Source organism: Shewanella sp. YLB-07 (assembly GCF_009377275.1).
Map to the genome: position 1 here is coordinate 110,099 of NZ_VOQB01000005.1, position 24,046 is coordinate 134,144.

A 24,046-nucleotide genomic window follows, 5' to 3' on the forward strand; every position below is an offset into this window, starting at 1 on the left:
CCCTCTTTTTATCTTAATTATCTGAATCACATCGACTTGGTTCCTAGTCCCTAGATTCTATATCGCCGGTACCTTAAACTTTGTGCCTTGTATCGATAACACCACGTCACTGGGTCTAATTTCAACGATCTCTAACTTACCGCCTATCTTATCGCCTTCCTGCAACTCAGCCCCATCGACATTGAGCCAACGATTATCAGAATTGGTGGAATATACATGGGCGTTGATATTAAATTCCGGCACCTGCAACTGGAGTCCGGCTGGTAGCTGACCATACTTTGGCAGGGTATCGGATTTTGTAGCTGGTATAGGATCGAGTTCACGCGAAGTCATGGGCGCCGCAAGAGAATTTTTTACTTCAACCGCTTTTAGCGCAGCCTCAAAGGCGGCCAATAAATTATTTTCATCTTGATAGTTTTTCGGCGTAGCAGAACCCGTTTCCAATCCAACCTCAGATGCGGCTTGATTGACTTCGAACTTCAGAGCCGCAAGCATATCTTGGCCCTTCTGATTAGCATTAGCCCCCAGCATGATCGGCTCACCAGCTAGACTATTAGTTGAAGTTGAAGTTGAAGTTGAAGTTGAAGCTGGCTCAACATATTGTGATGCCTGTGACTTAAGCCTATTATCAACATATCCACTAGGCTCTGCCGAGTGCGTTTGCTGCGACCTATTATCAAGATAACCCTCAGCTCTGGGTCGCTCGGTCGCTACTGGCAAGGCCACCTTTCCTGCAAGTCTAACACTCTGCTCATTTTCTAATGAAACTAGTTGAGAAGATGTGGCTGGCATTTCTTTAGGCTCTTGCAGAAGTGGCTGTGCCAATTTAGGCTCAGATACTTGACTGGAATCACCGACAAGATAGCTCTGGCCTAACCAGGCTATGATGATCAGGAGTATGACAATCAATCCCCCAAAGAGGACGGTTAAATTTCTCAGGCTGTTACCAGAGAAATTATCATACTGAGCCCTAGGCGTTAATACGGGATCTATACGAACATCCAGCTCTTGGCTTTTAGCGCGTGTCACCGCATCAAGTAGAATGGACATTAGTAGCTCCTTCTCGCTTCGACTAACCTGGGTCCTTCGGCGCTAAGATAGAGGTTAAGCTGAACTAATGTCTGACTCCCGGCAATGGCATCTGCTCTAAGGCCATGCTCACGTTGGAAGCGCATCAACTTATCTTCTAATTTCGCATCGAAACCATCGACTAATCTTGGTGCCGTATGATCAATTTTGGCTAAACTGTTTTCAAGCCATTGGATTTGCTCTGAGTTTGAGCCTTGTCCTATCTCTCTTGGCTGGCTAATTGGTGCTTGCCACAAGATCTCAAACGTACCGCTAAAATGACGCGTAAACCAGTCTCTGTCGACCCAAAGTTGCTGTTCATTCAGTTGTAATAACAGCTGTTCACCATGACGTGAAACCACAGTGCCATAGAAAGCCTGTTGTTGACTATCAATGAGATAAACAACAGCAGGGAAGTTAAGCCGAATTAATGAGTTCCAATTCCCCTGCTGCTGGAAACAGGAAAGGCCCTGCTGCTCAGCCGATTGGCAGGCAGACAGGCCGATATATGGCACTCGGTCCCAGAGGCCTAAGATGCTGGCATAGGCAGTATCTATGTCTCTACTTTGTGCAATAGCGCCATTGAGTACCCTTTGATTAGAACTGGAAACCCGGTCCTTATTTTCCTGCTGCGAAGATTGTGGAACTAGACTGCTGCCCGCTGAAGTTACTACTGAATTTACAACTGAATTTGATGCTGAATTACCAGGCAAAAGGTTCCCCCATAACATAACCCCTAAAACACAACTAAGCGCCAGTACCGACCCTACAGCTATCGGCAAGAGATAACTTCGCTGTTTGATATCCTGGCCGAACACTTCAGTTGCTGCCGAACTCACCATTTTCTGATCGATAGGCACCTTAGACTGGGCATAGCTCGCCATTAATGCACGCTCACAAAGCAAGTTAATCAATCTTGGGATCCCGCCACTGTATTTATGTAGCGCCTTGATCGACCTTGGATTAAATAAGGGCTCATGACGCCCTGCCACCTTAAGTCTATGCTGCACATAAAGGCCCACCTCCTCGAGCGTAAGCGGAAGTAGATGATAGCGGGCGGTAATTCTCTGAGCCAGCTGACGAAGCTCTTGCCTTCTCAGTAACTGTTGTAACTCAGGTTGACCGATTAAAATAACCTGCAAGAGTTTCTTGGTATCTGTTTCCAGATTGGTCAACAGACGTAACTGCTCTAGCACTTCCGCCCTGAGATGCTGAGCCTCATCTATGATCAGGACTGTATTTCTGCCTTTCTCATGATTACCCAGCAAGAACTGACTCAGAAGATCCGTGAGCTGCTTTAAACTAGGGTCTTTGTCATACACGATACTGAGCTCATCACAGAGGGTGGCCAATAGCTCCTGCTCTGTCAGTGATGGGTTTAGAATAAATGCGGTATCGGTATTTTCAGGGAGTTGATTAAGCAGGCAGCGCGATACTGTCGTCTTACCTGTACCCACTTCACCGGTTAATAATACAAAGCCACCGGTTTCACCCAACCCATAGGTCAAATGAGCCAAAGCCTCACGGTGTCTATCACTAAGGAATAGATAATGGGGATTAGGTGCGATAGAGAAAGGGTTATCGCTTAAGCCAAAAAACGCCTTGTACATACTGAAATCAATCCTTAACCTGTACTTATCGGTTATAAAATACAAAAAACAGTTCAAACTAAAGCTAACCGTTCACCTTGTCAAAAAATGCTGAACAAAAAGCGATAAAAGATCATAAAATTAAGCGTCGAAGCGGCACTGAATCAAATAGACTAATACATGTTAAGATCTGTCTCATCTGGTCCATACATGAAAACTGTGATTTAAATTGTGAAAATTTACCTCGTTGGCGGCGCTGTCCGCGATAGCTTACTCAAGCTACCGGTCAAAGATAGAGATTATCTGGTAGTAGGTGCAACACAAGAGCAGATGTTAGCCAAAGGCTTTCATCGTGTAGGCAAGGATTTTCCGGTGTTTTTACACCCGGAGACTCAGCAAGAATACGCCTTAGCCAGAACTGAGAGAAAAACGGGCTCAGGCTACGGAGGCTTCACCTGTCACGCCAGCCCAGATGTGACCCTAGAGCAAGATCTACTCCGACGGGATCTCACCGTCAATGCTATAGCCCAAGATGATGATGGTAAACTCTATGATCCCTATGGCGGTGTAGACGACCTAAACAACAAGGTACTAAGACATGTCTCCGATGCCTTCATCGAAGATCCTTTAAGAGTACTCAGAGTCGCCAGGTTCGCCGCAAGATTTCATGCCCAAGGTTTCGTCATTGCCGATGAAACCCTCACTATGATGGCCAACATAAGTCAAAGCGGTGAATTAGAAGCCCTAACCGCAGAAAGAGTATTTCAGGAACTAGACAAGGCCCTGAGTACTGACAATCCACATATATTTATCCATGTACTCGAGCAATGTGGCGCTCTTAAGATCCTCTTTCCCGAGATACATGCCCTGTTCGGTGTGCCTCAACCTGCAAAGTGGCACCCTGAGATAGATACAGGCATACATACCCTCATGGTGCTCGAGCAAGCCGCTAAGCTCACGAAAGATAATTCAGTGCGATTTGCCGCCCTGGTGCATGATTTAGGTAAAGCTCTGAGCCCCAAGGAACACTTACCTAAGCACCATGGCCACGGACAGAAAGGCTTAGCGCCAATCAAGGCTCTATGCGCGCGAATAAAGGCCCCCAACGACTACCGGGATTTAGCACTGCTAGTCAGCGACCTTCATCAAAATATTCACAATATTGACCAGTTACGCCCCGAGACACTGATTAAACTCTTCGATAAGGCCGATCTGTGGCGTAAACCTCAACGTCTCGAGCAGATAGCCCTAGCCTGTGAAGCTGATGCTAAGGGGAGACTCGGGTTAGAAAATGAAGCTTACCCCCAAGCCAGCTACTTTAAGCACGCCTTCGAAACTGCGAATTCTGTTGCGGTAAAACCTATTATTGACGCTGGTTTTAAAGGGGCAGAGATAAAACAGCAATTACAAATAAAGCGTATCGAAATTGTCTCAGAAGTGAAAAATAACTTTAATAAAAATGCTGCACAATAGCCTTTAGTGAAGACGACTTTGTCTCTAAATTGTTAAAATGCGACACGAAGCGCTCACTATTTAGGCGCTCAACTTGCATTTAGCAGTAAATTAGTTAAGGTATTCAGGCCTTAGGGTGAAAAATCGTAGCAATATACATCAGCTATGACATAATCTACTGGTTGCAGTTGTATGTTACGGCTGTTCCATATCTATCAAACCTATTTAAAGGGATTTCCCAATGAACAAAAAAGTACTGATGATTGCTGGTGTAGCAATGACTGCCCTACTAGGTGGCTGTGCAAACACTACTGCTCTAGAAGAAAGCATTTCTAACCTAGGTAACAAGGTTGATCAACTGTCTTCTGAAGTTAGCTCTCTGAAGTCTGAGCAAGGTGCTCTTTCTGCAGACGTTAAAGATGCAAAAGCGGCTGCTATGGATGCACAAGCTGAAGCTAAGCGCGCTAACGATCGCATCGACAACGTTGCTTCTTCTTACAAGAAGTAATTTGTCTGTATCGGCAACACATATGTGTTGCCGATATGTTCTCCCCTTCCAAACTAAATCTCCCCCAAACAAGTTCAAATAGCTGTAAGCACCATTAAACTGAAATCAGTAAGATAAAGTGCATTCCAGTCACTCTTAACTTAGAACTCAAACATTTCATTCTTCAAGCTTCTACAATTTCCGCCCACAAAAAAACGCCCACTGGGGACGCCCTCTTCACACGGTTCTGCTCATGTTCTAGCTAATTCGCTTTCCTAGTCACTAGCTCCTAGTGCCTTCTCTAGAGCGTTATATTCACAGGTAAACCATTCTGAGTCAGTAACGCATCGTTAGCCTTGAAACTGTCTATATCGTCCTGGCTGATGAACTTGACGATGTTAGCGTTCATAGTCACGACTTTCTCTTGTTGCATATCTAACTCAGATTTAGACAGGGCAGAATGTACTTCTATGATATGGCGACCATCGGGCTCGGTAGAAATCTTGACTGTCTGATTAATCACCCGGACAGGATCGCCATACTTGGTCTGATTAAATAGCCACTCGATATCATCTGGGTTGAGACGCACGCAACCTGAGCTGACGCGCATGCCGATACCAAAATCTTTGTTTGTCCCGTGGATCAGGTAACTGCCATCACCATAAGACAGCTGCATGGCATAATTACCCAATGGGTTATCCGGCCCAGCTTGTACTATGGCTGGTAGAACTTCGCCGCGTTCCAGATGGTCCTTACGAATACTGGCCGGAGGCGTCCAACTTGGATTAGGAATTCTGGCCTTAATCTTAGTGACCATCTCAGGAGTTTCACGACCTATGCGACCTATCCCAACAGGAAATACGTGGACTTGTTTACCATTTTTAGGAAAGTAGTAGAGTCTCAATTCCGGTAGGTTGAGCACGATACCTTTTCTTGGTACATCCGGTAACAACATCTGAGTTGGGATGATGAGCTTAGTACCCGGTGTAGGTAAAAATGGGTCCACGCCTGGATTTGACTCCATCAGCTCCAGAATGCCGACGTTGTACTGTTTGGAAATCGTCTGGAAAAAATCCCCCTTCTGTACCACATGCTCCTGAAGCTCACCGATGAGACGACTGCCCTTTTCTGGCAGGTCATACACGTTGGCCATACTAATGCCTGGAATTACACTTAAGATGAACAACAGCAATATTCTCATCATAGGTATCTCTATTTCCTTTTGTCTCTACTATCAAATCGAATGTGACGACTGCTAACACCCATCAATATAAGGACCAGCAGATAACTCAAACACTAACATCCAGCTTAAATATTAACCTCTACTGCCACTAAATCCTAGCCCTATCGGTAACAAAACTGGGATAAAACAAAACCATTCAACCGAGGTTAATTTGCGGCGCTAACGTTATATTTTCTTCGACAGGCTAACAATAAAATCGATCTCTAATCCTTCGAAGTTACCTAAGGCGATCTTCTTACGCACTTTATCATTGGCCCGCCACGCATAAGGCGTCATTTCCAGTAACGTCAAGGCTTGCTCACCGTCAGCATCTAGCTTGAATGTTACTCTCTGAGTCTCTAATAATTCAAGCCCACTTACTTGACCCGATTGCACCGCCTTCTCTTTCATATCTGGGTAGATATACCCCTTCAACTGCCATAGGTGCCTTGGGGCAGGAGAGACCTGCAATAGATAACCAGCTTGTTTGAGGACCCGTAGCGGTTCTTTTCCCTTGAGTTGCTTATCAACTAACGTCACTAAATCGAAGCTAGCATCTGCGAAAGGAAGTGCTCTTAGGCTACTAACAATCAAGGTACTTTTTTCTTCTGGTTCAGTATCACTACTAGAGTCACTATTTAAATCCTTACCCGAGTCACTGGCAGGATCAGAGCCAGTAGCAGTATGAGAGTCAGACTCGGCGTCGATCTTCGCCGCCGAAAAGAGTGCATTCTCGGCTTCATTGATCCCATGCTGCACTAGAGTTAATCTGGCTTGCTGCAAGGACTCACAGAGGGCCGACTTTATCGCCCTGAGGTAGTAGCCTTCGCCACAATCATAATCCAGATGCTGAATTTCCCCTTCAGACGCCATATGCACGAGTTCAGGTTTAAGCATCTCTGTTATCGTCTCGACGAGAGGAGAGAATACACCGGACTCGAGTAAGAAACGCTTACCCCGCATCACCTGCCTAGAGTCTAGCTTAGGCTTTTTAGCCAGGCTAAATATCCAGTATCCTTTATCACTTTTATCGAAATGATGCTTATTGCTACAGTGTAAACCTTGGGATTCCAGATGGATCAGCAGCGGCTGATTACACACAGGGCATAGATAAATACTTTTCATAATGTCTCTTTAACAATGAAGATGTGAGTTCCTGTAGCCCAGCAAGTCACAGCTTGTAATAATTAGGCGAATATAAATACGCACAAGAGTGCGCCCAGCGCCAGACGATAGACGACAAAGGGGGTCATTCCAATTCGGCTGACCAGCTTTAAAAATACATGAATACAGGCATAAGCGGCGAGGAAAGAAACGATAATGCCCAGAGTTAAGGCCTGATAATCTATCGCCTCACCACTGGATATCAGATCTTTAGTCACCAGAATTGCCGCCCCTAAACTGATAGGTACCGACATCAGGAATGAAAATCGCGCCGCGGCCTCACGCCCAAGACCCAGCATCAAAGCCGCCGTAATAGTCGCACCGGAGCGGGATGTGCCAGGGATCAGCGCCATGGCCTGAGCCACACCTATTATCAACGCCTTCTTCCAACCCACTTGAAACTCAGTCAGCCCCTTGTTGGTCATTCTATCGGCCCACCACAGCAGGAGTCCAAATACGATAGTGGTCGTCGCCACCACCTCGATATTTCGCAAATGAGTGGAAATAAAATCTTTAGCGGCGAAGCCGACTATGACCGCCGGTATGGTCGCGAGTATGATCCACCAGGCCAGCTTACTCTCATCATTGTGCTTACCCTTGAACATGCTGCCGCCCCAGGCAATAAACATGGACCACAACTCACGCCTGAAATAGATGATTACGGCGCACAATGACCCCGTATTGACGGCGACATCGAAGGACAAACCTTGATCTTCCCAGCCAAGAAGTTGTGCAGGTAAGATAAGGTGGGCCGAGCTTGAGATAGGTAAAAATTCGGTCAAGCCCTGAATTAAGGCTAATACTATGACCTGAAATGTGTCCATGCATGTTTCCTGTTAAATGAATCTACACTTAGTACTTAAATGTGTACTTAGGTGAGAGCCAAGATTTGTACTTAGAGTGAATTAAGAGTTGAGGCTTCATCCGCCAAAGCCGGAGCCCAGACAAATGGGATAGGCCAAAGTCTTTGCTGATTTTTATCGTATTCATCCCACAAGGTTTGATAACTAATATTCACCGAAGGATGGGTCAAATCAGGGGCAAGCTCAGCCATAGGCCAGAGAACGAAGGCATTGGTTAAGATTTCAGCCCTTGGCAGTTCAACAGGATCGAGCGTGACCTTGTCGCCATAGAGCAGAAGATCCAGATCCAATGTTCTGGGGGCAAACTTTTTAGCCCCCACCAGACGGCCATTGTCTTGCTCGATCTTCTTAAACAGCGATACTAGTTCACCTATACTCAAATCAGTATCGACGCCAACGACCATATTTAAAAAGTTACAGCCTTTAAAGCCAACCGCTTCACTTTCATACACCGAGGAGAGTAAGAGTTTGCCAAAGTGATAGCTTAGGTCACTTAACCCTGACTTAAGGTAGCGCTCAGGCTCAATATTACTGCCCAGGCTGATATAAACACGAGATAACATCTAACAATAACCTCGCTCAATCTCGACACCGACAGCTGCAACACTTGGCACGGCTCCAGGTTTCATCACAGTCACTTTTACCCAAGGCACATCAAATTCATCCATTAAACAGGTCGCGATCATCTCGGCTACTGTTTCGATGAGTTCAATTGGCTTTTCGGTTATCAAGGCCGTTAATCGCTTCGATACCGTTTCATAACACAAGGCATACTGATAATCATCGGTATCCGCGGCGGGCTTGTTATCCCAAGCCATATCCAGATCGATCAACAAGTTCTGATGAATCTTCTTTTCCCACTCATAGATCCCGATAACAGTTTCTATTTTTAACTGTCGTATTAATACTCTGTCCATGCTCTCTCCAAAACCAGACTCGCTCCTCATCGATGAGGGCGCATTAAGCCGCTCGGCCTAAGAGGTCTGATAAGCGTTAACGGATAAAAAAGATATAATGCCAATCTTATCTATTAATTTGCTAAATGCCTCTTTCTAACGGTACAAATCCCAAGTAGGATAAGGCCCTGTAAAAGGATTTTACCTCTCAGGCAAAGCAGATAAAATAGAAAGTTGTGATTATGGCTTAGCACTGATAAATATTGTGGCGCGATGATACCTTAAGACGGATAAGGAAACCAATTTGACCATAACAGTACTCACTCTGGTAATGATATTGACCGCCTACTTGGCTGGCTCAATTTCCAGCGCCGTGCTCGTTTGTCAAATGCGTGGGCTTCCCGACCCAAGAACACAAGGCTCAGGCAATCCTGGGGCGACCAATGTCCTGCGCATAGGTGGGGCCAGCTCCGCGGCTATGGTGTTATTCTTTGACATGTTAAAAGGTGCCCTGCCCGCCTATCTCGCCTTCCGCATAGGGGTCGAACCGGTCTCTCTAGGCCTGATTGCTATTGCCGCCTGTGTTGGCCATATTTTCCCTATCTTCTTTAAATTTAAAGGTGGAAAAGGAGTCGCGACGGCATTCGGCGCTATGGCTCCCATTGGTCATGACTTAGCACTCTCTCTGATAGGCACCTGGATTGTCATGGTATTAATCAGCCGATACTCCTCACTCGCCGCGATTATCACAGCCTTGCTCGCCCCCGCCTATACTTGGTATCTGGATGACAGGTTTATCATCCCGGTTTCTATGCTCTCGGCATTGATAGTCATCAGACACAAAGACAATATTCGCAGACTATTAAAAGGTGAAGAATCTAAGGTGTCCCGAAAGAAAAGAGATAAGTCGAAGGAATAAAGCCTAAGTTCGATATGACCCCGATAAAGTGGACTCGGGGTTTAAAGTCTTGGACTTCCCCGAGTCTAGAGTTCAGGGCCAGTCCAATACGAAGAATGAGGGGCAAGTAATCAGCAACGCACAATGGTCCGTTGCTGATTATTTCAGACTCTTGATGCTAGAGCTTTGATACTAGGAAGTCGCTCCTAGAAACGAACACCAACTTTAGAATCTATAACTCCCAGTTAGGCGTAGTGCGCGGCCTGTACCGGCATAATAACCGTTGCCCCAGCTGCTGTAATAACCTGAGCTGACATACTGTTCATCGAACAAGTTATCGACGCGAAAGCTGGCAAGCCAAGCATCCTTGGTGTAGTTAACCGCCAGGTTAGTCAGCCAGTATGCATCTAACTTATCACCAGCATTACTATTATCGCCTTCCATAAAACGCTCACCGGTATAAACCACTTCGGTAAATACCTGCCAGTTTTGATTGGCATCGATACTGAAGTAACCACGACCCGTGTGCTCTGCAACCCAGGAAAGTTGCTTACCTTCATTGAGACCTTCGGTAAATTCAGCGTCGATATAGTTATACTCGGCGCCCAATTGTACCTTATCGGTCAGCTGCCAATCCCAATCGGCACTCACACCGTAACGCCGTGACGCATCGGCGTTGACGTTAGCACCAGGAAAACCACCACCAATAGGGGTCTCAGCACTCGAGTCAAATACGATCTCATCTTCAAGATCTAAGCGATAAGCACTCAAACGTAATGTGTGCGACTTAGGTGTCCAGTCCCAACCCGCTTCGTATGAACGGCCCGTCTGCGGGTTAAGACCTATCACGCCAGGAGAGGTATAAGCTTGCTCATCGACCTTAGCGAAACGGAAGTTATCATCGGCGCGTAGATAGAATCTATGAGACGAGGTTGGACGATAATTCAGACCTAACTCGAAGGCATGGGCATCTTGATCTAATTCTATTCCTTCTGGGTACACAGAACCATCAACAAGATCATCCTTCGCTTCAGAGTAACGGCCACCCACGACATAGCTAAGACTAGTGGTTAATGGAACACTGGCTTGAACATAGGCACTGGCAACCTTTTGAACGTTACTACGACCACGGCTAAATTCTGACTCACCTCGACTCAAATCGATACCGGTGACGATACTCAAGTCGCCCTTTTCGGTGGCAATATGAGCAACAGCTTTAGGCGTAAATTCAAGAAATGAGCGCTTGTTGGTGCCAGGCTTTCCCCAGCTAATACTCTTAACTTTACTGTCGGTATAGTTGATATCGGCGCCCAGAGACCAGGCATCGTTTAATTGATGTTGGTAACCACTGCGGATAGCCGTTGTCATCTCATGTTGATAGTCATCTGGATTGGATGGATTTGCTTGAGTCGGATCGTCTTCAATCTGATCCAGAGTTAATGATCCCGCCATTTCACGATCGTTATCGTAGTAACTGGTCTCGATGAAAAAGTTATCCGATTCAGTTTGATATTGCAGGCGACCTAAAACAGATGATGTCTTATTGGCGTTATGATCACGATAGTTATCACCTTGGTTATAACTCGCAGCCGCATAGTAGCGCCAGGTATCGTTAATCGCACCAGACACATCGGCCTTGCCTTCATACGTGTTGAAACTGCCGCCAGACAGCTGAATACTTCCACCTGTTCCCGTCGGAGCCCTAGTAATGATGTTAATCACACCACCAACCGCCTGATCGCCGTAAAGCACACCAGCGCTGCCAGATAAGATCTCGACGCGCTCAATTTGATTGAGTGGGATCGCATTGATGCTAGGCGCCGCAATATCGATATTATTAAGACGGCGACCATCGACTAAGATCAGTGTATTGTTCGCAGCTTGGCCAGCAGAGAAGCCACGCATCGAAAAAACCGCGCCTGAGTTTGAATCTGAAATTTGAATGCCGCTCTGACCACGTAACACTTCGGTTAGCGTGGTCGCGCCGCTCATCTCTATCTGAGCAGAATCGATAATATTCACGTTGGCCGCGATATTCAGAGGGGTGTTTTCGCTACGGCCAATCACAGTGATCACTTCATCGACACTGTTTGCCTGGCTTTCACCAGTATTAGCAGCTTCGGCCGCCATAGCGCTCGATGAGACAACAGACAGAGTCAATACACTACTGATTAGAATGGCTATTGTTGAAAGTTTGTTTGGCTCATTATATGACTTTTTATATGAGAGTGTACCCATTTTACCTTTAACTCCTAAAAGGAAAACGGGGCAAAGATGTCACGACATAATTAGGCCGTTCAGCTTTATGCTGTTGACCGAAAGCCGCATCTTGAGATCTGCCCGCCGAAATCTCAAAATCATCTAATGGGCCGGTCTCCGGACTTAGGCTCTGCGATGACACTTTAAAAAGCAACACTGCGCGAGTTCAGGCTTTTTACGCTGCCATTTCTTCACAAATAAGCGCACCTGACTCTTACCTTTTACCGTTGCGGGGGCAGTGTCAGATTCTCACTGACTTCCCGATTATCCTTCACCTTAATTGTCGAAATTCATAGCAATCCGCTATGTTTCAACACGTTAAATAGGTTTAGGCACCACAAAAGATTGACTAAAACATTGTTAATTCGTTCCAAGAACGCACTCAGTTTTGTACCAAGTATTAGTACCCTGTTTAGCACCGAGTGACGAACCGCCGCATTATAGACGTCTATACGTATAAATGTCTAACTTTTGAATGACATTCTGCTTACCTAAAAGTCTAATTTTATTCTCTTTGGCTGTTACTCCGGCAAATTTTTAATAAAACGATTTGTTCAAAAAGAATGCAAGCGTCTGATTGGCAATCAAAAGAAATCTAACTAACACCCACATAAAACAAATTCACAACATTTATATCAATTATCAAACAAAATGACTTGCCAAATTGGATTACAAGTGTAATCTTAAACTTGTCGATTACAGCTGTAATCCATAACATGCATTCAACAGAAAGTAATCAGTACACACTTTGACAATGGGATCAGCCGATGAAAGAGATCAGTAATTCAGAACTTGCCGTACTCAATATCCTATGGGAGTCGTCACCGATAAGCTCAAATGAAGTGGTGAAAAAATTGGCAGATTCTAATGAATGGCACGAAAAAACAGTCAAAACCCTATTAAACCGCTTAGTAAAAAAACAGGCGATCGGGTTTCAAAAAAAGGGCCGAGGCTATCTCTACTCGCCCCTAATCAATCAAAGTGAATATCAAATTAAAGAGAGTCAGTCTTTCGTAGAGAGAATGTTCTCGGGTCGTATCGCCCCCCTAGTTGCGGGCTTTGCCAAAGAAAATAAACTCAGCGCAGAAGATGTTGCAGAATTGAAAACGCTGATCGACAACTGGCAAGAAGAGGACTCGAAAAAAGACAGCTTGAACAAGGGTGAGTTAAGCAGCGACTGTCAAACAACCGATACTAAAACAAAGGAGCCTAATCATGATTAACTGGCTCACACAACAAAGCATACTCATAAGCTTAGTCTGCGCCTTCATCCTACTTTTTCATAAGCCACTGCTTAAACAGCTAGGGGCTCACCACATGTACAGTTTATGGCTGGCTATCCCACTAATGTTATTAGGCTCTGTGGTACTGCAATTTCTGCCTAACTTGCTGGCAGAATCTAAGCTAGCAAGTTTTGAGCATTACAGAGTGCTGGCGTCACTCGCCGTTAAAAACAGTGAAAGCCTAATCCCGGCCCCTTTAGTCGCAGGTTTATGGTTGTCTGGTATTGCCGTGATGACGGCACTGTTACTACTGCAACAACGCTATTTAAATAAATTGTTGAGCAAGAGTACACCTTATGCTCACCCCCAGAGCGGCGAACTTAACATCAACGCGCTGATGTTGACCGACGCTTTACCCATATTACAGAGTCCAGAGATCACTTCTCCCATGTTAACAGGCGTGATTAAGCCGACGATCATAGTGCCATCAGACTTTCATAAACTGACAGTAAAGCAGCAAAAAGCCGTATTGGAACACGAACTGTTTCACCATGAACGCGGAGACATCATCATTAACCTACTGGCCTATGGTCTGCTCGCCATCTTCTGGTTCAATCCGCTTTGCTGGCTAGCCTACCGCCGTTTTCGTGACGATCAAGAACTCGCCTGTGATGCTCAAATCACCTCATTGATGAATACCGATGAAAAAATTGCCTATAGCCATGCGTTATTGGCTTACTCTCAGCACGCTCAAATGGGCATGCTGCATACCCACTATGGAAATAAAAACATCTTAAAGGAAAGGATCATGCAAATGAAAAAACAACATGGAAAGAGCACTTTAACCATAATAGCAATGACACTAGGCTTAGGATTAGCAAGCTTGATACTCAATCAACAAGTTCAGGCAGGGGATCATCAAACCTCGTCGAAAGAATCGACCAAGCTAGCTAAGAGCCAAGCACATAGTATTCATCCACTGACCCGTGTCGAGCCTAAATACCCAAAAGAAGCTGCTGAAGCGAATCAAAATGGTTATGTTCAGCTCAAGTTCGATATCAGCAAGTCAGGCATGGTGTCTAACGTTAAAGTGATTAAGTCATCTCCCAAAGGTGTATTCGACAAGTCGGCAGTAAAAGCCTTAAAACAGTGGGTATATAAAAAGTCTAAGAAAGGGGCTAAAGGTTCTAAAGTTCAGCTGGATTTTGTTATCGATGAACCAGCAGCAAATGTTGAGCGTATTAAAGTCACCGCAAATTAATAAGAGCCGTTATTAAGAGCAACAAATCAACTTACTCGAGGCCATTCTGCTTAGGCTGATGGGTAAGATTTTGGAAAGGGGCCGCGCAGCTCTTTTTCTGTATCTGGAGAAAACCGACGAGAAAGGAGAAGTTTTAAAGCGTAAGTTATAAGAGGTAAATAGCCTTGAGCGAGAAGCGATAAGTTGAACAAGGAGGCCTAAGCCCCCATGCATTAACAATTTTTTAAGCTTCTACAGCCTTTGGATTCGCACCGTATTCATTTTCGCCTATGCTGTCTTGCACATAGAAGACCAACAAAACGATAGCACCAATAAGTGGTATTAAACCGATGAGCTGCCACCAGCCAGAACGTCCGGTATCATGTAGGCGACGAGTTGATATGGCTATCGTCGGTATCAACAAACCTAATGCCAACACAGTTGAAAATATCATAGTGCCTAACGTGACATCTATAACCGCCGCGATGGCATAGAAAATGAAATAAAACAGCATATACATCCAAAATGATTTACGACGATCTCGACCTGTAAAGTCTGCATATTTCTTTAATGCACCAATAAAATATTCCATATCTTTCCTTGTATTTGAATCCATCTTTACATTTAGTGTTTAAAACACTAACAACCATAAGACATTTTTTATTAAAAAGATGCCACCAAGCACAAATTTACCCTCTATTCGTCTGCTATCTGTTTTCTATGTTCTTCCAGCTCTTTATGAAACGTGTAAATAATCAGCATCCACTCTATCGACGAGTCGTTGCTCAACATACTTATGTGTGAACTATCAACGACCGATACGCTGAAATTCACGAGGGAACTGCCGAATATTTAGCTACGGGAAAACAGTGATAAAAGGGAGTTTAGTGGTGATTGAAGAGTAATTCGTTTCATATTTCCTCCATGCAATTGTAAATTCCTAAAACTAATCCTCTCACAAAATAACCATACAAGTCATTAATATATATGAAATTAGCCTTATTCAGATTAAAAAACATGACTGTGATGTCACTAATGACCCATAATACAAAACCAATAACAATTCTCATTAACATTAATTTTCATTAAGATAGCCCGGTGTTAAATACACTAATAATCAAAAAGGATTTCAAATGAAAATCTCAATACATCGTCTTAAGACGATAAGCGCAGTGGGTTTACTCGGTTTCAGTGCACTATTCGGTATGTCGTCTAGTGCTATGGCCCATGCCAATGAATGTGAATTAACCATCAGCGCTAACGACGCGATGCAATTCGACACTAAAGAGCTAAGCGTTCCGGCAAGCTGTAAAGAGGTCACACTGACACTGACTCATTCAGGTCAGTTACCAAAAGCTGCCATGGGCCACAACTGGGTGCTAACCAAGGCTGCAGATATGCAAGCGGTAGCCAACGACGGCATGGGTGCTGGCGTAGATAAAAACTATGTTAAAGACGGCGACACTCGTGTTATCGCTCATACAGATGTAGTTGGCGGCGGTAGTTCAAGCAGCATCACCTTCAGCACCGAAGGCATGAGTGCTTCTGAAGCCTACAAATTCTTCTGCTCATTCCCAGGCCACTGGGCAATCATGCAGGGCAGCTTTATTATCAAAGCTTAAGCTGTAAGTCTGTAAGCTGTAAGTCTGTATTAGCCCTCCGCTTTTACTTATCACTTACAGCTTACGACTCTTCTTATTAACTGCCTGCAATCTCTGTTATTAACTCCAAAAGCTCATTTCAACAAACCGCTGAAGGTTCTTACTGATTCTTATAAACCTTGCCGCCTTTCATCACAAAACCCACATCTAATAAGGCTTCAATCTCTTTCAGCGGGCTAGTATCTGTCGCGATAATATCGGCGTAGTTACCCACTTCCAATGTGCCTAACTTGTCTGACATTCCAATCAAGTCCGCGCCGTTGACCGTGGCTGATTTTAAAATATCTGCATTACTCATACCCGCCTGATGCATTAATACTGCTTCACGGGCATTAGTACCATGTTGAGACACACCGCTGTCGGTACCATAGGCTATCTTAACCCCGGCTTTATACACGGCCTTGAAGTTATCTGTCATATCCACGCCGACACGTCTGGCTTTAGCCTTAATCGCATCAGACATAAAGTCAGAGGTTTTGGCCATCTGCACTACGGTATAGCCAGCAAGTAAGGTCGGCACTAGATAGGCACCATTTTTCTTTAATAGCTTGATGCTTTCTTTATCGGCGTAACTGCCATGTTCGATACTGTCGACTCCGGCACGTAGTGCCGCGTTAATCCCTTCGGTAGCATGAGCGTGACTGGCGACCTTACGGCCCAGTCCATGAGCGGTATCGACAATCTCTTTCAGCTCATCGTCGGCCATCTGCTGACCCGTGCCCGTATTAGTATCCGACAACACGCCGCCGGTAGAGGTGATTTTAATCACATCGGCACCAAACTTAATCGCCCGGCGAGTCGCCCTGCGGCAATCATAGGGACCATCACAAATGGTCTTAGAGGTGAACTTATCCAGTAAATCCGGGCTCATGCCGTCTACATCACCATGACCACCGGTAACCGATACCCCGCCCGATGCGATAATACGCGGACCATCCACCCAACCTTTAGCGATGCCATCACGCAGAGCGTAAATTTGCTCTGGTTTAGCGCCTAAATCCCGCACTGTGGTAAAACCTGCCAAAAGCGTTAACTTGGCAAAGTAAGCACTGCGTATCGCCACATCGGCATCAGACATACGCAAATTTTCAGTATCATTCTTAGGCCCAAGCTCACCTTGAAGATGCACATGCATATCCATCAAGCCTGGCATCACGAAGCGGTTTTTAAGATCGATGTAATCAACGTCAGTACCAAAAGACTTAGGGTCCAGATAACCGCTCTTCACCTGACTTATATTGCCGCCCTCATCAATCACTAATGTCTGCTCGGTTAACGGTTTTTTACCAGGGATACTAAGTAACTCCCCCGCATGGATCACCGTAAAAGATGCGGCTAATAATGGAGTAGTCACCAAAGACGATGCAGTAGCGATAGCAAGCCCTGTGGTCCGAAATAGCGCCTGAATGAAACTGACACTTTTAGCTGTTTTTACTGTGTTAGCCGTCGGCTTGATGTTGTTTTTATTCGTCATCGTTCTCTCCCTGAATATGAATCGCTTTCGCTGTATTAGAATAATTAATTTTTTTAGTGTGATTAAACTGCCAAAAATTATCGCTAACTACCAGCGGATAAAACGAATGAGCATCCAGATTTTATGTAGGAGCTGCTTTAGCTGCGAAGATTTATTGGTTTTAACCATCATGTTGGCATAGAAAACCATTGCCAATTAGCGACTTATGCTATAAAGATAATGAGAGTCGAGCCTGAACTCACCTCAAAAAATAATAATAACAAGAAGCAAGGAAGCCCAATGAGCGCCAGTTCATCTACAGAGACAGTCGATTCCACAAACCCAAAAGCCGACACATCAAATTCAATAGCTAATGCTGAAATCGAACAAGACGCTAAAATCGATCAAGGCACTCAAACCAAGCAAGAACCGGTTCAGCCGCGTACCCTCAAAGTGCCGATAACTAATGTATACGCCATGGGGGGCTACTGTGCTCAGCTACGCATCGGCGCGAATAAAGAGCCCGTGAACCTCATTCTCGATACTGGCAGCAGCACCTTAGTGGTCAGTAGCAGTGACTATGTGGAGGAAGATGATTCTGCCCTGATCGCCACCAGCTTTGCTCAAGAGGTACTCTATGGCGCTGGCGGTTGGGACGGCCCTGTCATACATACCCTAGTGGGTATTCGTGAAGATGCCATAGACTACGATTTAAGTAATGGCTATCAACTAGAATCACTAACCTCATCAAACCAGCCTATCGTGCTCGACAAGTGTCCAATAGCCATCGTCTCCTCGATCGCACAGGAAGGCACCTTCCTCGATGCCGACGGTATTCTAGGATTGGCTTACCATCAACTGAACAAGAGTTACGACCTCAAGGGCTATTTTGAGCAATACAATATCACCCCCGCCCTCACCTACCCTTGGCCCTTCGATGATGAAATAAGCATCTGCGAAACCGACTATCAACCAAATGTCCAAACAGCCCTGAGCGGTTCTGATGAAACAGCCCTGAGCGGCACGTGTAAAGAATCAGCCTTGAGCACCTCTAATAATGAAACCCTGAGCGGTTCTTGTAAAGAGCACTTTACCAGCCAGGATCTACGTAAGTTCAAGAAGTTCCTCAAGCAGCAGCCGACCCAAGATGTCGTGCCCTACTTTACCAATCTAACTCAGCATGGACTCACCGCTAACAAATTTGCCTTCTATAGTCGCCGCTCCAGTATTCATGTCGCCAGCTCTGCTTTTGAAGATAAAACGAGTGCTAACAGTGACAATCAGAAGGATAAAACAGGGCACAAAAACAAGTTCAAGCAGCTGGCCCAAGACCCACTCAATCAAGGTTGGTTAATCTTAGGAGGAGGCGAAGAACACACCGAGTTATACGAAGGTGAGTTTCAAACCATCTCAGTAGTAGAAGACAAGTATTACAACGTAAACCTCATCTCCATCCAGGTTGGCGACCAACCCGAGATAGACAGCCAACTCACCGACCAGCTTGAACAGGAACAAGAGAACAGCCTTGAGCGTTCTTTAAATGAAGATAGCCCTGAGCTAGCTGAAGGCGCAGACAGCGGAAACAATGAGCACAGCCCTGGGCGTAATAAAGAGCTTGCGCTCCTCGCCGCCATCGGTCTAAGCAAGGAGACGCGTGGCCGCAGCAACGCCATTGTCGATACGGGCGTATCGGGTATCGTGTTTACCAAATATCTCTACAAGGCCATGATCGAAAGCTTCACCGCTATCAACCCCAAGTTTGCCGAGTTAATCGCGCCATTTAAAGAGATAGCCCATCAATATCAGGGCATAGACCAAAGCCAAATCACCCTCAGCGAATGGCCCACACTCACCCTCAGCTTCCTCGGCGAAGCGCACCACACAGATGTAACAGCCTCTTCGAAAGAGTCAGCCCTGAGCGGCACGAGTAAAGAGAGCGCCTCCGGCGGCTCAGATGAAACAGCCCTGAGCGGCTCCAGTTTAGAGAAAAGCGCCTGCGGCGGCTCATTATTAAAGGTCCACATTACCATCAAGCCCGAGCACTACTGGCAGATAAACACCCCAAGCGAAGGCAAGGCCTGCTTTAAGATCCTCTCGCAGCTCCCCGGTTGGCCCAACCAATCTCTGTTAGGTTTGCCGCTGATGAATGATTATTACCTCATCTTCGACCGCTCCGCCCATGAGACTGGCGTGATCCGCTTTGCCAAGCGCAAATAGAAGCTGTTGCGAGTTACGAGTTACGAGTTACGAGTTACGAACAAGATAGAAGAACAAAAAAGAAAGGGAATAAAAATGCACAAGTTTGAAACTGAGCGCTTATCAATGCGACTTCTCGATGAACAAGATAAGTCCCTATATTGCCAGATCTATTCAGATGAAAAAATGATGAGACGTATCGGCAAGGCTATGACGTATGAAAACGCCGAAAAGAGCTTTCATATTGCTTTGAGAAAAAATCGAGTAGAACAGTCACCATTTATCACTTGGGTTATTTGCAATAAGCAGACTGGTGAAGCGCTTGGTATTCAAGGCCTAATGCAGCAAAAGCAAAGTCCACTTTATGCTGATGTGGGCATTATGCTACTGCGGATATCACACGGTAAACAGATCCCTGAAGAGGCCGTAACCGGGCTTTTAGCCTATGGATTTTCAAACCTGAACTACCTACGTGTTTATGCTAATTATTCTAATAAAAACTATGCAACTGAACGTGTAACTAAGAAAATGGGGTTTATTCCAGAAGAAAATAACGCTACTGACAGCAGTTCATGCTATTTAACAGAAAAAATTCTGAAGTCAGAAATCTCTTAGGAAAGCCGAGTAGATTGATAAATAAAGAGATTACCAACCATTTACAATTCCAAAACAATTCAATAACTGTTATCTTCGTGAATAATCGCTCGGGCCCATTTAAAACTCAATTTACTTTTTCTTAAGTTCATAAATAAGCCAGACAATGTCCAATAAAAATAAAAGAAAGGACTCAAGATGCCAGGTAGTTTAGCTTGTGTAGGTATAGGGATGACATTAGGGGCACATATCTGCCCGCTCGCTAAGAGCTATATCGAGCAAGCCGATGTGGTCTTCTCCGGTGTATCCAACGGTATAGTCGAACTATGGCTGCAAGAGATGCACAGCGATGTTCGCTCCCTTCAAGTGTATTACAAAGAAGGTAAGTCACGTCATATCACCTACCGTGAAATGGTCGACGCCATCTTAACCGAAGTTCGCGCAGGCAAGAAAGTGGTAGGTGCATTTTATGGTCATCCAGGGGTTTTCGCCCACGCACCACACAAATCCATAGAGCTAGCCAAGGATGAAGGCTTCGATGCCGTCATGGTCCCAGGCATTTCGGCAGAAGATTGTTTGATCGCCGATCTGGCTATCGATCCCGGAAAATTCGGTTGTCAGCAATTTGAAGCCAGCCAATTTATGTTTTATAAGCGCCGCTTCGATCCTTCCTGTTACTTAGTGCTATGGCAAATAGGCCTGGCAGGCGATAAGAGTATGGCCAAGTTTGCCACCGGCGCGGCTCACAGACAGGTATTGATAGAGATTCTTTCAACTGAGTATCCCCTAGAGCATCAAGTGATCTTATATGAAGCAGCAGTACTGCCCATAGACACTATCCGTAAGCAAACACTCACACTCGCAGAACTGGCCGATGCCGACATCTACATGCATACAACCTTAGTCATTCCACCAAGCCAGAAGATGCAGCCCAACCAAGCCGTATTGAATAGATTGGCAGAGATAGAGAAAGAGATTGAGTTAGAAGCTGAAAGGGAGCTGTAAATAGCCCTGAGCACTAAGTTATAAGTGGTAAGTAGAGAAAGATCAAAAGCAGTACAAACTCCGCTTTTACTTAAAACTTAAAACTTAAAACTTAAAACTTCCATTAAATGGACTTTAATCAAAACAACAAGAAACACTCTTATGAAAGAAGCAAAAACGTCAAACATCATTCAGCTGCTAGCGCGTATGGGACAGGATGCCAGCTTACAGACTCCCGCCGAATTTGAGCAGGTCATTAGAGAGTCAGAATTGAGCAACGAACTCAAGCAGAGCTTAATCAATAAATATGCGATCTCGTTAGAGAAGCAGTTGGATGTGTGTCCGGACGTGGTCTGCATCATGGTTGCCCATGATGAAGAAGACGAAGACAGCACAGGTATCGAAAGCAGCCCATTAAGCATAGTAGCTTAACAGCCTTGAGCATTTAAAGGGCACTGAATTGTAGGACCGCCTTTAGCCGGGAGAGATGGAACGAACAAGTCATCGCGGCTAAAGCGGCTCCTACATAAGAGCTTGTAGCTTGAAACTAAAAATTATTTAAAAACAACAAAAAAGCATAACTTTGAGGAAACAGAAGATGTCGAACATTATTCAACTGCTAGAGCGTATGGGACAAGATTCAGAATTGCAGTCTAATGACTTCAAAAATATAATTACAGAATCAGAGCTTAATCATGATTTAAAAACTGCTCTTTTAAACAAGGACAAAAGTTCACTTGAAGAGCTACTGAGAGTTGACCCTGAAATTGTTTGCGCGATGATTCCTGCAGAGGATGAAGAACCTCCACATAAAGAAGAGCCCGGTACTAATGAAGAACCTAAAAATACTGACAGCTAAATTGATTTCGTTAAGAATTATACATAATGTATAAACTTATATTCGCTTTATTTCTAGTCACTATCATCGTGCCTTGCTCTGCGGATGATGGTGACTTGAGTGAGTTGCTTTCAAAGGCTGATGAACACAGAAGCAGCAACCCAAACGAATTTAATCGACTAGTCAAACTGATACAAAATAATCAAAAATTACTGAGCTCAAATCAAAATGATTACTTTAACTATTTACTTGCTTATAAAGCATCATTTACTGGTGATTTCAAAAAAGCACTTATTCTTCATAAAGGAATTTTGAAATCAAAAAGTAGTAACCTCTTAAAATTCAGGGCAAACCTATCAATAGTTAATATCTATGCAATCGCTAAAAATTGGACTGAAGGACTAGCACACCTATCGAAAAGCTTTGAGCAGATTAATGGCATTGAATCATCAGAGCATAGACAACATGCGCACCTTGTCGCTGCACTATTCTACAATCAACTTGGTCAATATGAACTTGGCTTACGGTACGCCAATAAGCTTGATGACTTAGTTAGTGAAGGCCGAAATGCTTGTCTGGCAAAACAGCTAGCAATCGAGAGTAAATTGAAACTCGGCCTTCTAGATGAAACTAGCTCAGATATTCAAGAAGGCATCAATTTATGTGAAAAAAGCAATGAAAAACTGATGACTGCAATCATTTACACTCACGTTGCAAATTTACTCCTTGAACAATCTAAATATAAAGAGGTTGTAGAGCTTTTCAATTCAAAAATATCCACTGTAGAAATAATAAATTACGCACCGCTCTCGGCAAAGTTCTACTCTCTACTATCAGAAGCATTGCTAGGTGAAAAAAACATCCTAGAATCTGAAAGTTACGCCATTAAAACAGTCAATAAGTCACAAAAAATTGGTGGGAATGAACCAACAGTAAAAGCCTACAAGATTCTCTACCAGATCGCCGAATCCCGTGGCGATCATAAGCTGGCGCTTGAGTATCATAAGAAATTTGCCGAAGCCGACCGGGCTTATCTGGATGATATCAAAACTAAGCACTTAGCCTTCCAGCTTGCTGAGCATCAGACCACAGAACATAAGAGCCGGATTGAACTGTTAGACAAACAGAACAACTTGCTAACCATTGAGCAGAAGCTATCTGCGATCAAAGCGGAAAACAACCGACTGTTTATCGCCATGTTGATTGCGATTATCACCTTGCTGGTGTTCTGGGCCTATAAGTCCTGGATGACACAGAAACGCCTGAAACAGTTGGCCGAATATGATGCGCTAACAGGTATTTTAAACCGAGGTCACTTTACACAAGTCGCACAGAGCGCCCTTAAGTACTGTGCCAATACCGATATGTACCTGAGCTGCATTCTGTTTGATTTAGATAAGTTCAAGAATATTAACGATAGCTATGGTCATGCCTGTGGTGATTGGGTATTGAAGAGGGTCGCCGAGGTATGTCAGGCCCAAGGACGTAAAAATGATATCTTTGCCCGTCTCGGCGGTGAAGAGTTTTGTGTGGTACTACCAAGTTGCGATCTACTGACCGCGACTAAGCTTGCCGAAGAATATCGCAAAGTAATCGAGCGAATCGATTCAGCAGATTCAGGATTCGACTTTACTATTAGCGCCAGCTTTGGCGTGACCGATACCCTACGTTCGGGACATGCATTAGAGAAGCTCATCGCCGATGCCGACGAAGCTATGTATGAATCGAAACATAATGGCCGTAACCGGATCACAGTTTATTCGGTGCCAGACAAAGATGCTGACTCTGACGAAAATACAGCTGCTAATTCAGACGGCGCTCAAGCTGACCTGCCTTTGTTCACGGGGAGCTAAAGACTTAGAGAAGTTTCAAGCTATAAGTGCTAAGTTTTAAACTAGTTATTTAGCGTGTAGTCTCTAGATTCTAGGTTCTGGAAACTTCCCTAAAAATAAAAGGAAT

General features: G+C 44.7%; 22 protein-coding genes and 1 riboswitch. Of the genes, 12 read left to right on the forward strand and 10 right to left on the reverse strand.

Annotated elements, in window-relative coordinates; genetic code table 11:
- Positions 1-57: 57 nt before the first annotated feature.
- Both FS373_RS12455 and FS373_RS12460 read right to left on the reverse strand, forming a co-directional pair.
- Positions 58-1,050 carry a general secretion pathway protein GspB gene (locus tag FS373_RS12455; protein WP_152829561.1) on the reverse strand — a complete coding sequence of 331 codons (993 nt, stop codon included), beginning with the start codon at positions 1,048-1,050 and terminating at the stop codon, positions 58-60.
- Positions 1,050-2,678: an ExeA family protein gene (locus tag FS373_RS12460; RefSeq protein ID WP_144047783.1), complete on the reverse strand. Its 1,629-nt coding sequence runs from the start codon at positions 2,676-2,678 to the stop codon at positions 1,050-1,052. Before FS373_RS12460 ends, FS373_RS12455 begins: the two co-directional genes overlap by 1 nt.
- A 210-nt stretch (positions 2,679-2,888) precedes the next feature.
- On the opposite strand from FS373_RS12460, the gene FS373_RS12465 reads away from it, so the two are divergent.
- Together FS373_RS12465 and FS373_RS12470 are read left to right on the forward strand one after the other, a co-directional pair.
- Positions 2,889-4,130, forward strand: a complete 1,242-nt coding sequence (locus FS373_RS12465; RefSeq protein WP_144047784.1) for a multifunctional CCA addition/repair protein — start codon at positions 2,889-2,891, stop codon at positions 4,128-4,130.
- A 220-nt stretch (positions 4,131-4,350) separates the two neighbouring features.
- A complete protein-coding gene (locus FS373_RS12470) occupies positions 4,351-4,617 on the forward strand; it encodes an Lpp/OprI family alanine-zipper lipoprotein (RefSeq protein ID WP_112352032.1) in 267 nt (88 codons plus the stop codon).
- A gap of 280 nt (positions 4,618-4,897) precedes the next feature.
- Here the strand turns inward: FS373_RS12470 and FS373_RS12475 are convergent, their stop codons facing one another.
- The 5 genes from FS373_RS12475 to folB all read right to left on the reverse strand — a co-directional run bounded on the left by FS373_RS12475 (position 4,898) and on the right by folB (position 8,762).
- Positions 4,898-5,800 (reverse strand): L,D-transpeptidase family protein, encoded by a 903-nt coding sequence (locus FS373_RS12475; RefSeq protein ID WP_144047785.1) that lies wholly within the window; start codon positions 5,798-5,800, stop codon positions 4,898-4,900.
- 204 nt (positions 5,801-6,004) lie between these two features.
- Complete coding sequence (locus tag FS373_RS12480) at positions 6,005-6,943, reverse strand: putative RNA methyltransferase (RefSeq protein ID WP_144047786.1); 939 nt, start codon at positions 6,941-6,943, stop codon at positions 6,005-6,007.
- A 62-nt stretch (positions 6,944-7,005) separates the two neighbouring features.
- The gene (locus FS373_RS12485) at positions 7,006-7,806 is read right to left on the reverse strand and encodes an undecaprenyl-diphosphate phosphatase (RefSeq protein ID WP_144047787.1); all 801 of its coding nucleotides are present in this window, start codon (positions 7,804-7,806) and stop codon (positions 7,006-7,008) included.
- 71 nt (positions 7,807-7,877) lie between these two features.
- Positions 7,878-8,408: a 2-amino-4-hydroxy-6-hydroxymethyldihydropteridine diphosphokinase gene (gene folK / locus FS373_RS12490; RefSeq protein ID WP_144047788.1), complete on the reverse strand. Its 531-nt coding sequence runs from the start codon at positions 8,406-8,408 to the stop codon at positions 7,878-7,880.
- A complete protein-coding gene (folB, locus tag FS373_RS12495) occupies positions 8,409-8,762 on the reverse strand; it encodes a dihydroneopterin aldolase (RefSeq protein ID WP_144047789.1) in 354 nt (117 codons plus the stop codon). It lies immediately after the preceding gene.
- A 283-nt stretch (positions 8,763-9,045) separates the two neighbouring features.
- Here folB and plsY point away from each other — a divergent pair, with 283 nt between their 5' ends.
- Positions 9,046-9,660, forward strand: coding sequence for a glycerol-3-phosphate 1-O-acyltransferase PlsY (gene plsY, locus FS373_RS12500; protein ID WP_144047790.1), 615 nt, complete (start codon positions 9,046-9,048; stop codon positions 9,658-9,660).
- A 204-nt stretch (positions 9,661-9,864) separates the two neighbouring features.
- On the opposite strand, the gene FS373_RS12505 is transcribed toward plsY, so the two are convergent.
- The gene (locus tag FS373_RS12505; RefSeq protein ID WP_152829562.1) at positions 9,865-11,877 is read right to left on the reverse strand and encodes a TonB-dependent receptor; all 2,013 of its coding nucleotides are present in this window, start codon (positions 11,875-11,877) and stop codon (positions 9,865-9,867) included.
- A 111-nt stretch (positions 11,878-11,988) separates the two neighbouring features.
- Positions 11,989-12,207: riboswitch (cobalamin riboswitch) on the reverse strand.
- A gap of 458 nt (positions 12,208-12,665) precedes the next feature.
- Between FS373_RS12505 and FS373_RS12510 the strand changes: the two genes are divergently transcribed.
- Positions 12,666-13,121 carry a BlaI/MecI/CopY family transcriptional regulator gene (locus FS373_RS12510; protein ID WP_144047792.1) on the forward strand — a complete coding sequence of 152 codons (456 nt, stop codon included), beginning with the start codon at positions 12,666-12,668 and terminating at the stop codon, positions 13,119-13,121.
- Positions 13,114-14,382, forward strand: a complete 1,269-nt coding sequence (locus tag FS373_RS12515; RefSeq protein ID WP_152829563.1) for a M56 family metallopeptidase — start codon at positions 13,114-13,116, stop codon at positions 14,380-14,382. Before FS373_RS12510 ends, FS373_RS12515 begins: the two co-directional genes overlap by 8 nt.
- A 223-nt stretch (positions 14,383-14,605) precedes the next feature.
- Here the strand turns inward: FS373_RS12515 and FS373_RS12520 are convergent, their stop codons facing one another.
- Entirely contained in the window at positions 14,606-14,953 is a 348-nt protein-coding gene (locus tag FS373_RS12520) for a DUF805 domain-containing protein (protein ID WP_144047794.1), read from the reverse strand.
- A 613-nt stretch (positions 14,954-15,566) separates the two neighbouring features.
- On the opposite strand from FS373_RS12520, the gene azu reads away from it, so the two are divergent.
- Positions 15,567-15,983 (forward strand): azurin, encoded by a 417-nt coding sequence (gene azu, locus FS373_RS12525; RefSeq protein WP_416221763.1) that lies wholly within the window; start codon positions 15,567-15,569, stop codon positions 15,981-15,983.
- 139 nt (positions 15,984-16,122) lie between these two features.
- Here azu and FS373_RS12530 read toward each other — a convergent pair whose 3' ends face one another.
- Entirely contained in the window at positions 16,123-17,496 is a 1,374-nt protein-coding gene (locus FS373_RS12530; RefSeq protein WP_152829565.1) for a metal-dependent hydrolase family protein, read from the reverse strand.
- Between the two features lie 279 nt (positions 17,497-17,775).
- Between FS373_RS12530 and FS373_RS12535 the strand changes: the two genes are divergently transcribed.
- The 6 genes from FS373_RS12535 to FS373_RS12560 all read left to right on the forward strand — a co-directional run bounded on the left by FS373_RS12535 (position 17,776) and on the right by FS373_RS12560 (position 23,940).
- On the forward strand, positions 17,776-19,692 hold the full coding sequence (locus FS373_RS12535) for a hypothetical protein (RefSeq protein ID WP_152829566.1): 1,917 nt from the start codon (positions 17,776-17,778) through the stop codon (positions 19,690-19,692).
- 75 nt (positions 19,693-19,767) lie between these two features.
- Positions 19,768-20,286 carry a GNAT family N-acetyltransferase gene (locus FS373_RS12540; RefSeq protein WP_152829567.1) on the forward strand — a complete coding sequence of 173 codons (519 nt, stop codon included), beginning with the start codon at positions 19,768-19,770 and terminating at the stop codon, positions 20,284-20,286.
- 177 nt (positions 20,287-20,463) lie between these two features.
- Positions 20,464-21,270, forward strand: coding sequence for an SAM-dependent methyltransferase (locus FS373_RS12545; protein WP_152829568.1), 807 nt, complete (start codon positions 20,464-20,466; stop codon positions 21,268-21,270).
- Positions 21,271-21,411: 141 nt separating this feature from the next.
- Positions 21,412-21,681: a hypothetical protein gene (locus FS373_RS12550; protein WP_152829569.1), complete on the forward strand. Its 270-nt coding sequence runs from the start codon at positions 21,412-21,414 to the stop codon at positions 21,679-21,681.
- Positions 21,682-21,847: 166 nt separating this feature from the next.
- Positions 21,848-22,108, forward strand: coding sequence for a hypothetical protein (locus FS373_RS12555; protein ID WP_152829570.1), 261 nt, complete (start codon positions 21,848-21,850; stop codon positions 22,106-22,108).
- Positions 22,109-22,134: 26 nt separating this feature from the next.
- On the forward strand, positions 22,135-23,940 hold the full coding sequence (locus tag FS373_RS12560; protein ID WP_152829571.1) for a GGDEF domain-containing protein: 1,806 nt from the start codon (positions 22,135-22,137) through the stop codon (positions 23,938-23,940).
- Positions 23,941-24,046 lie beyond the last annotated feature (106 nt).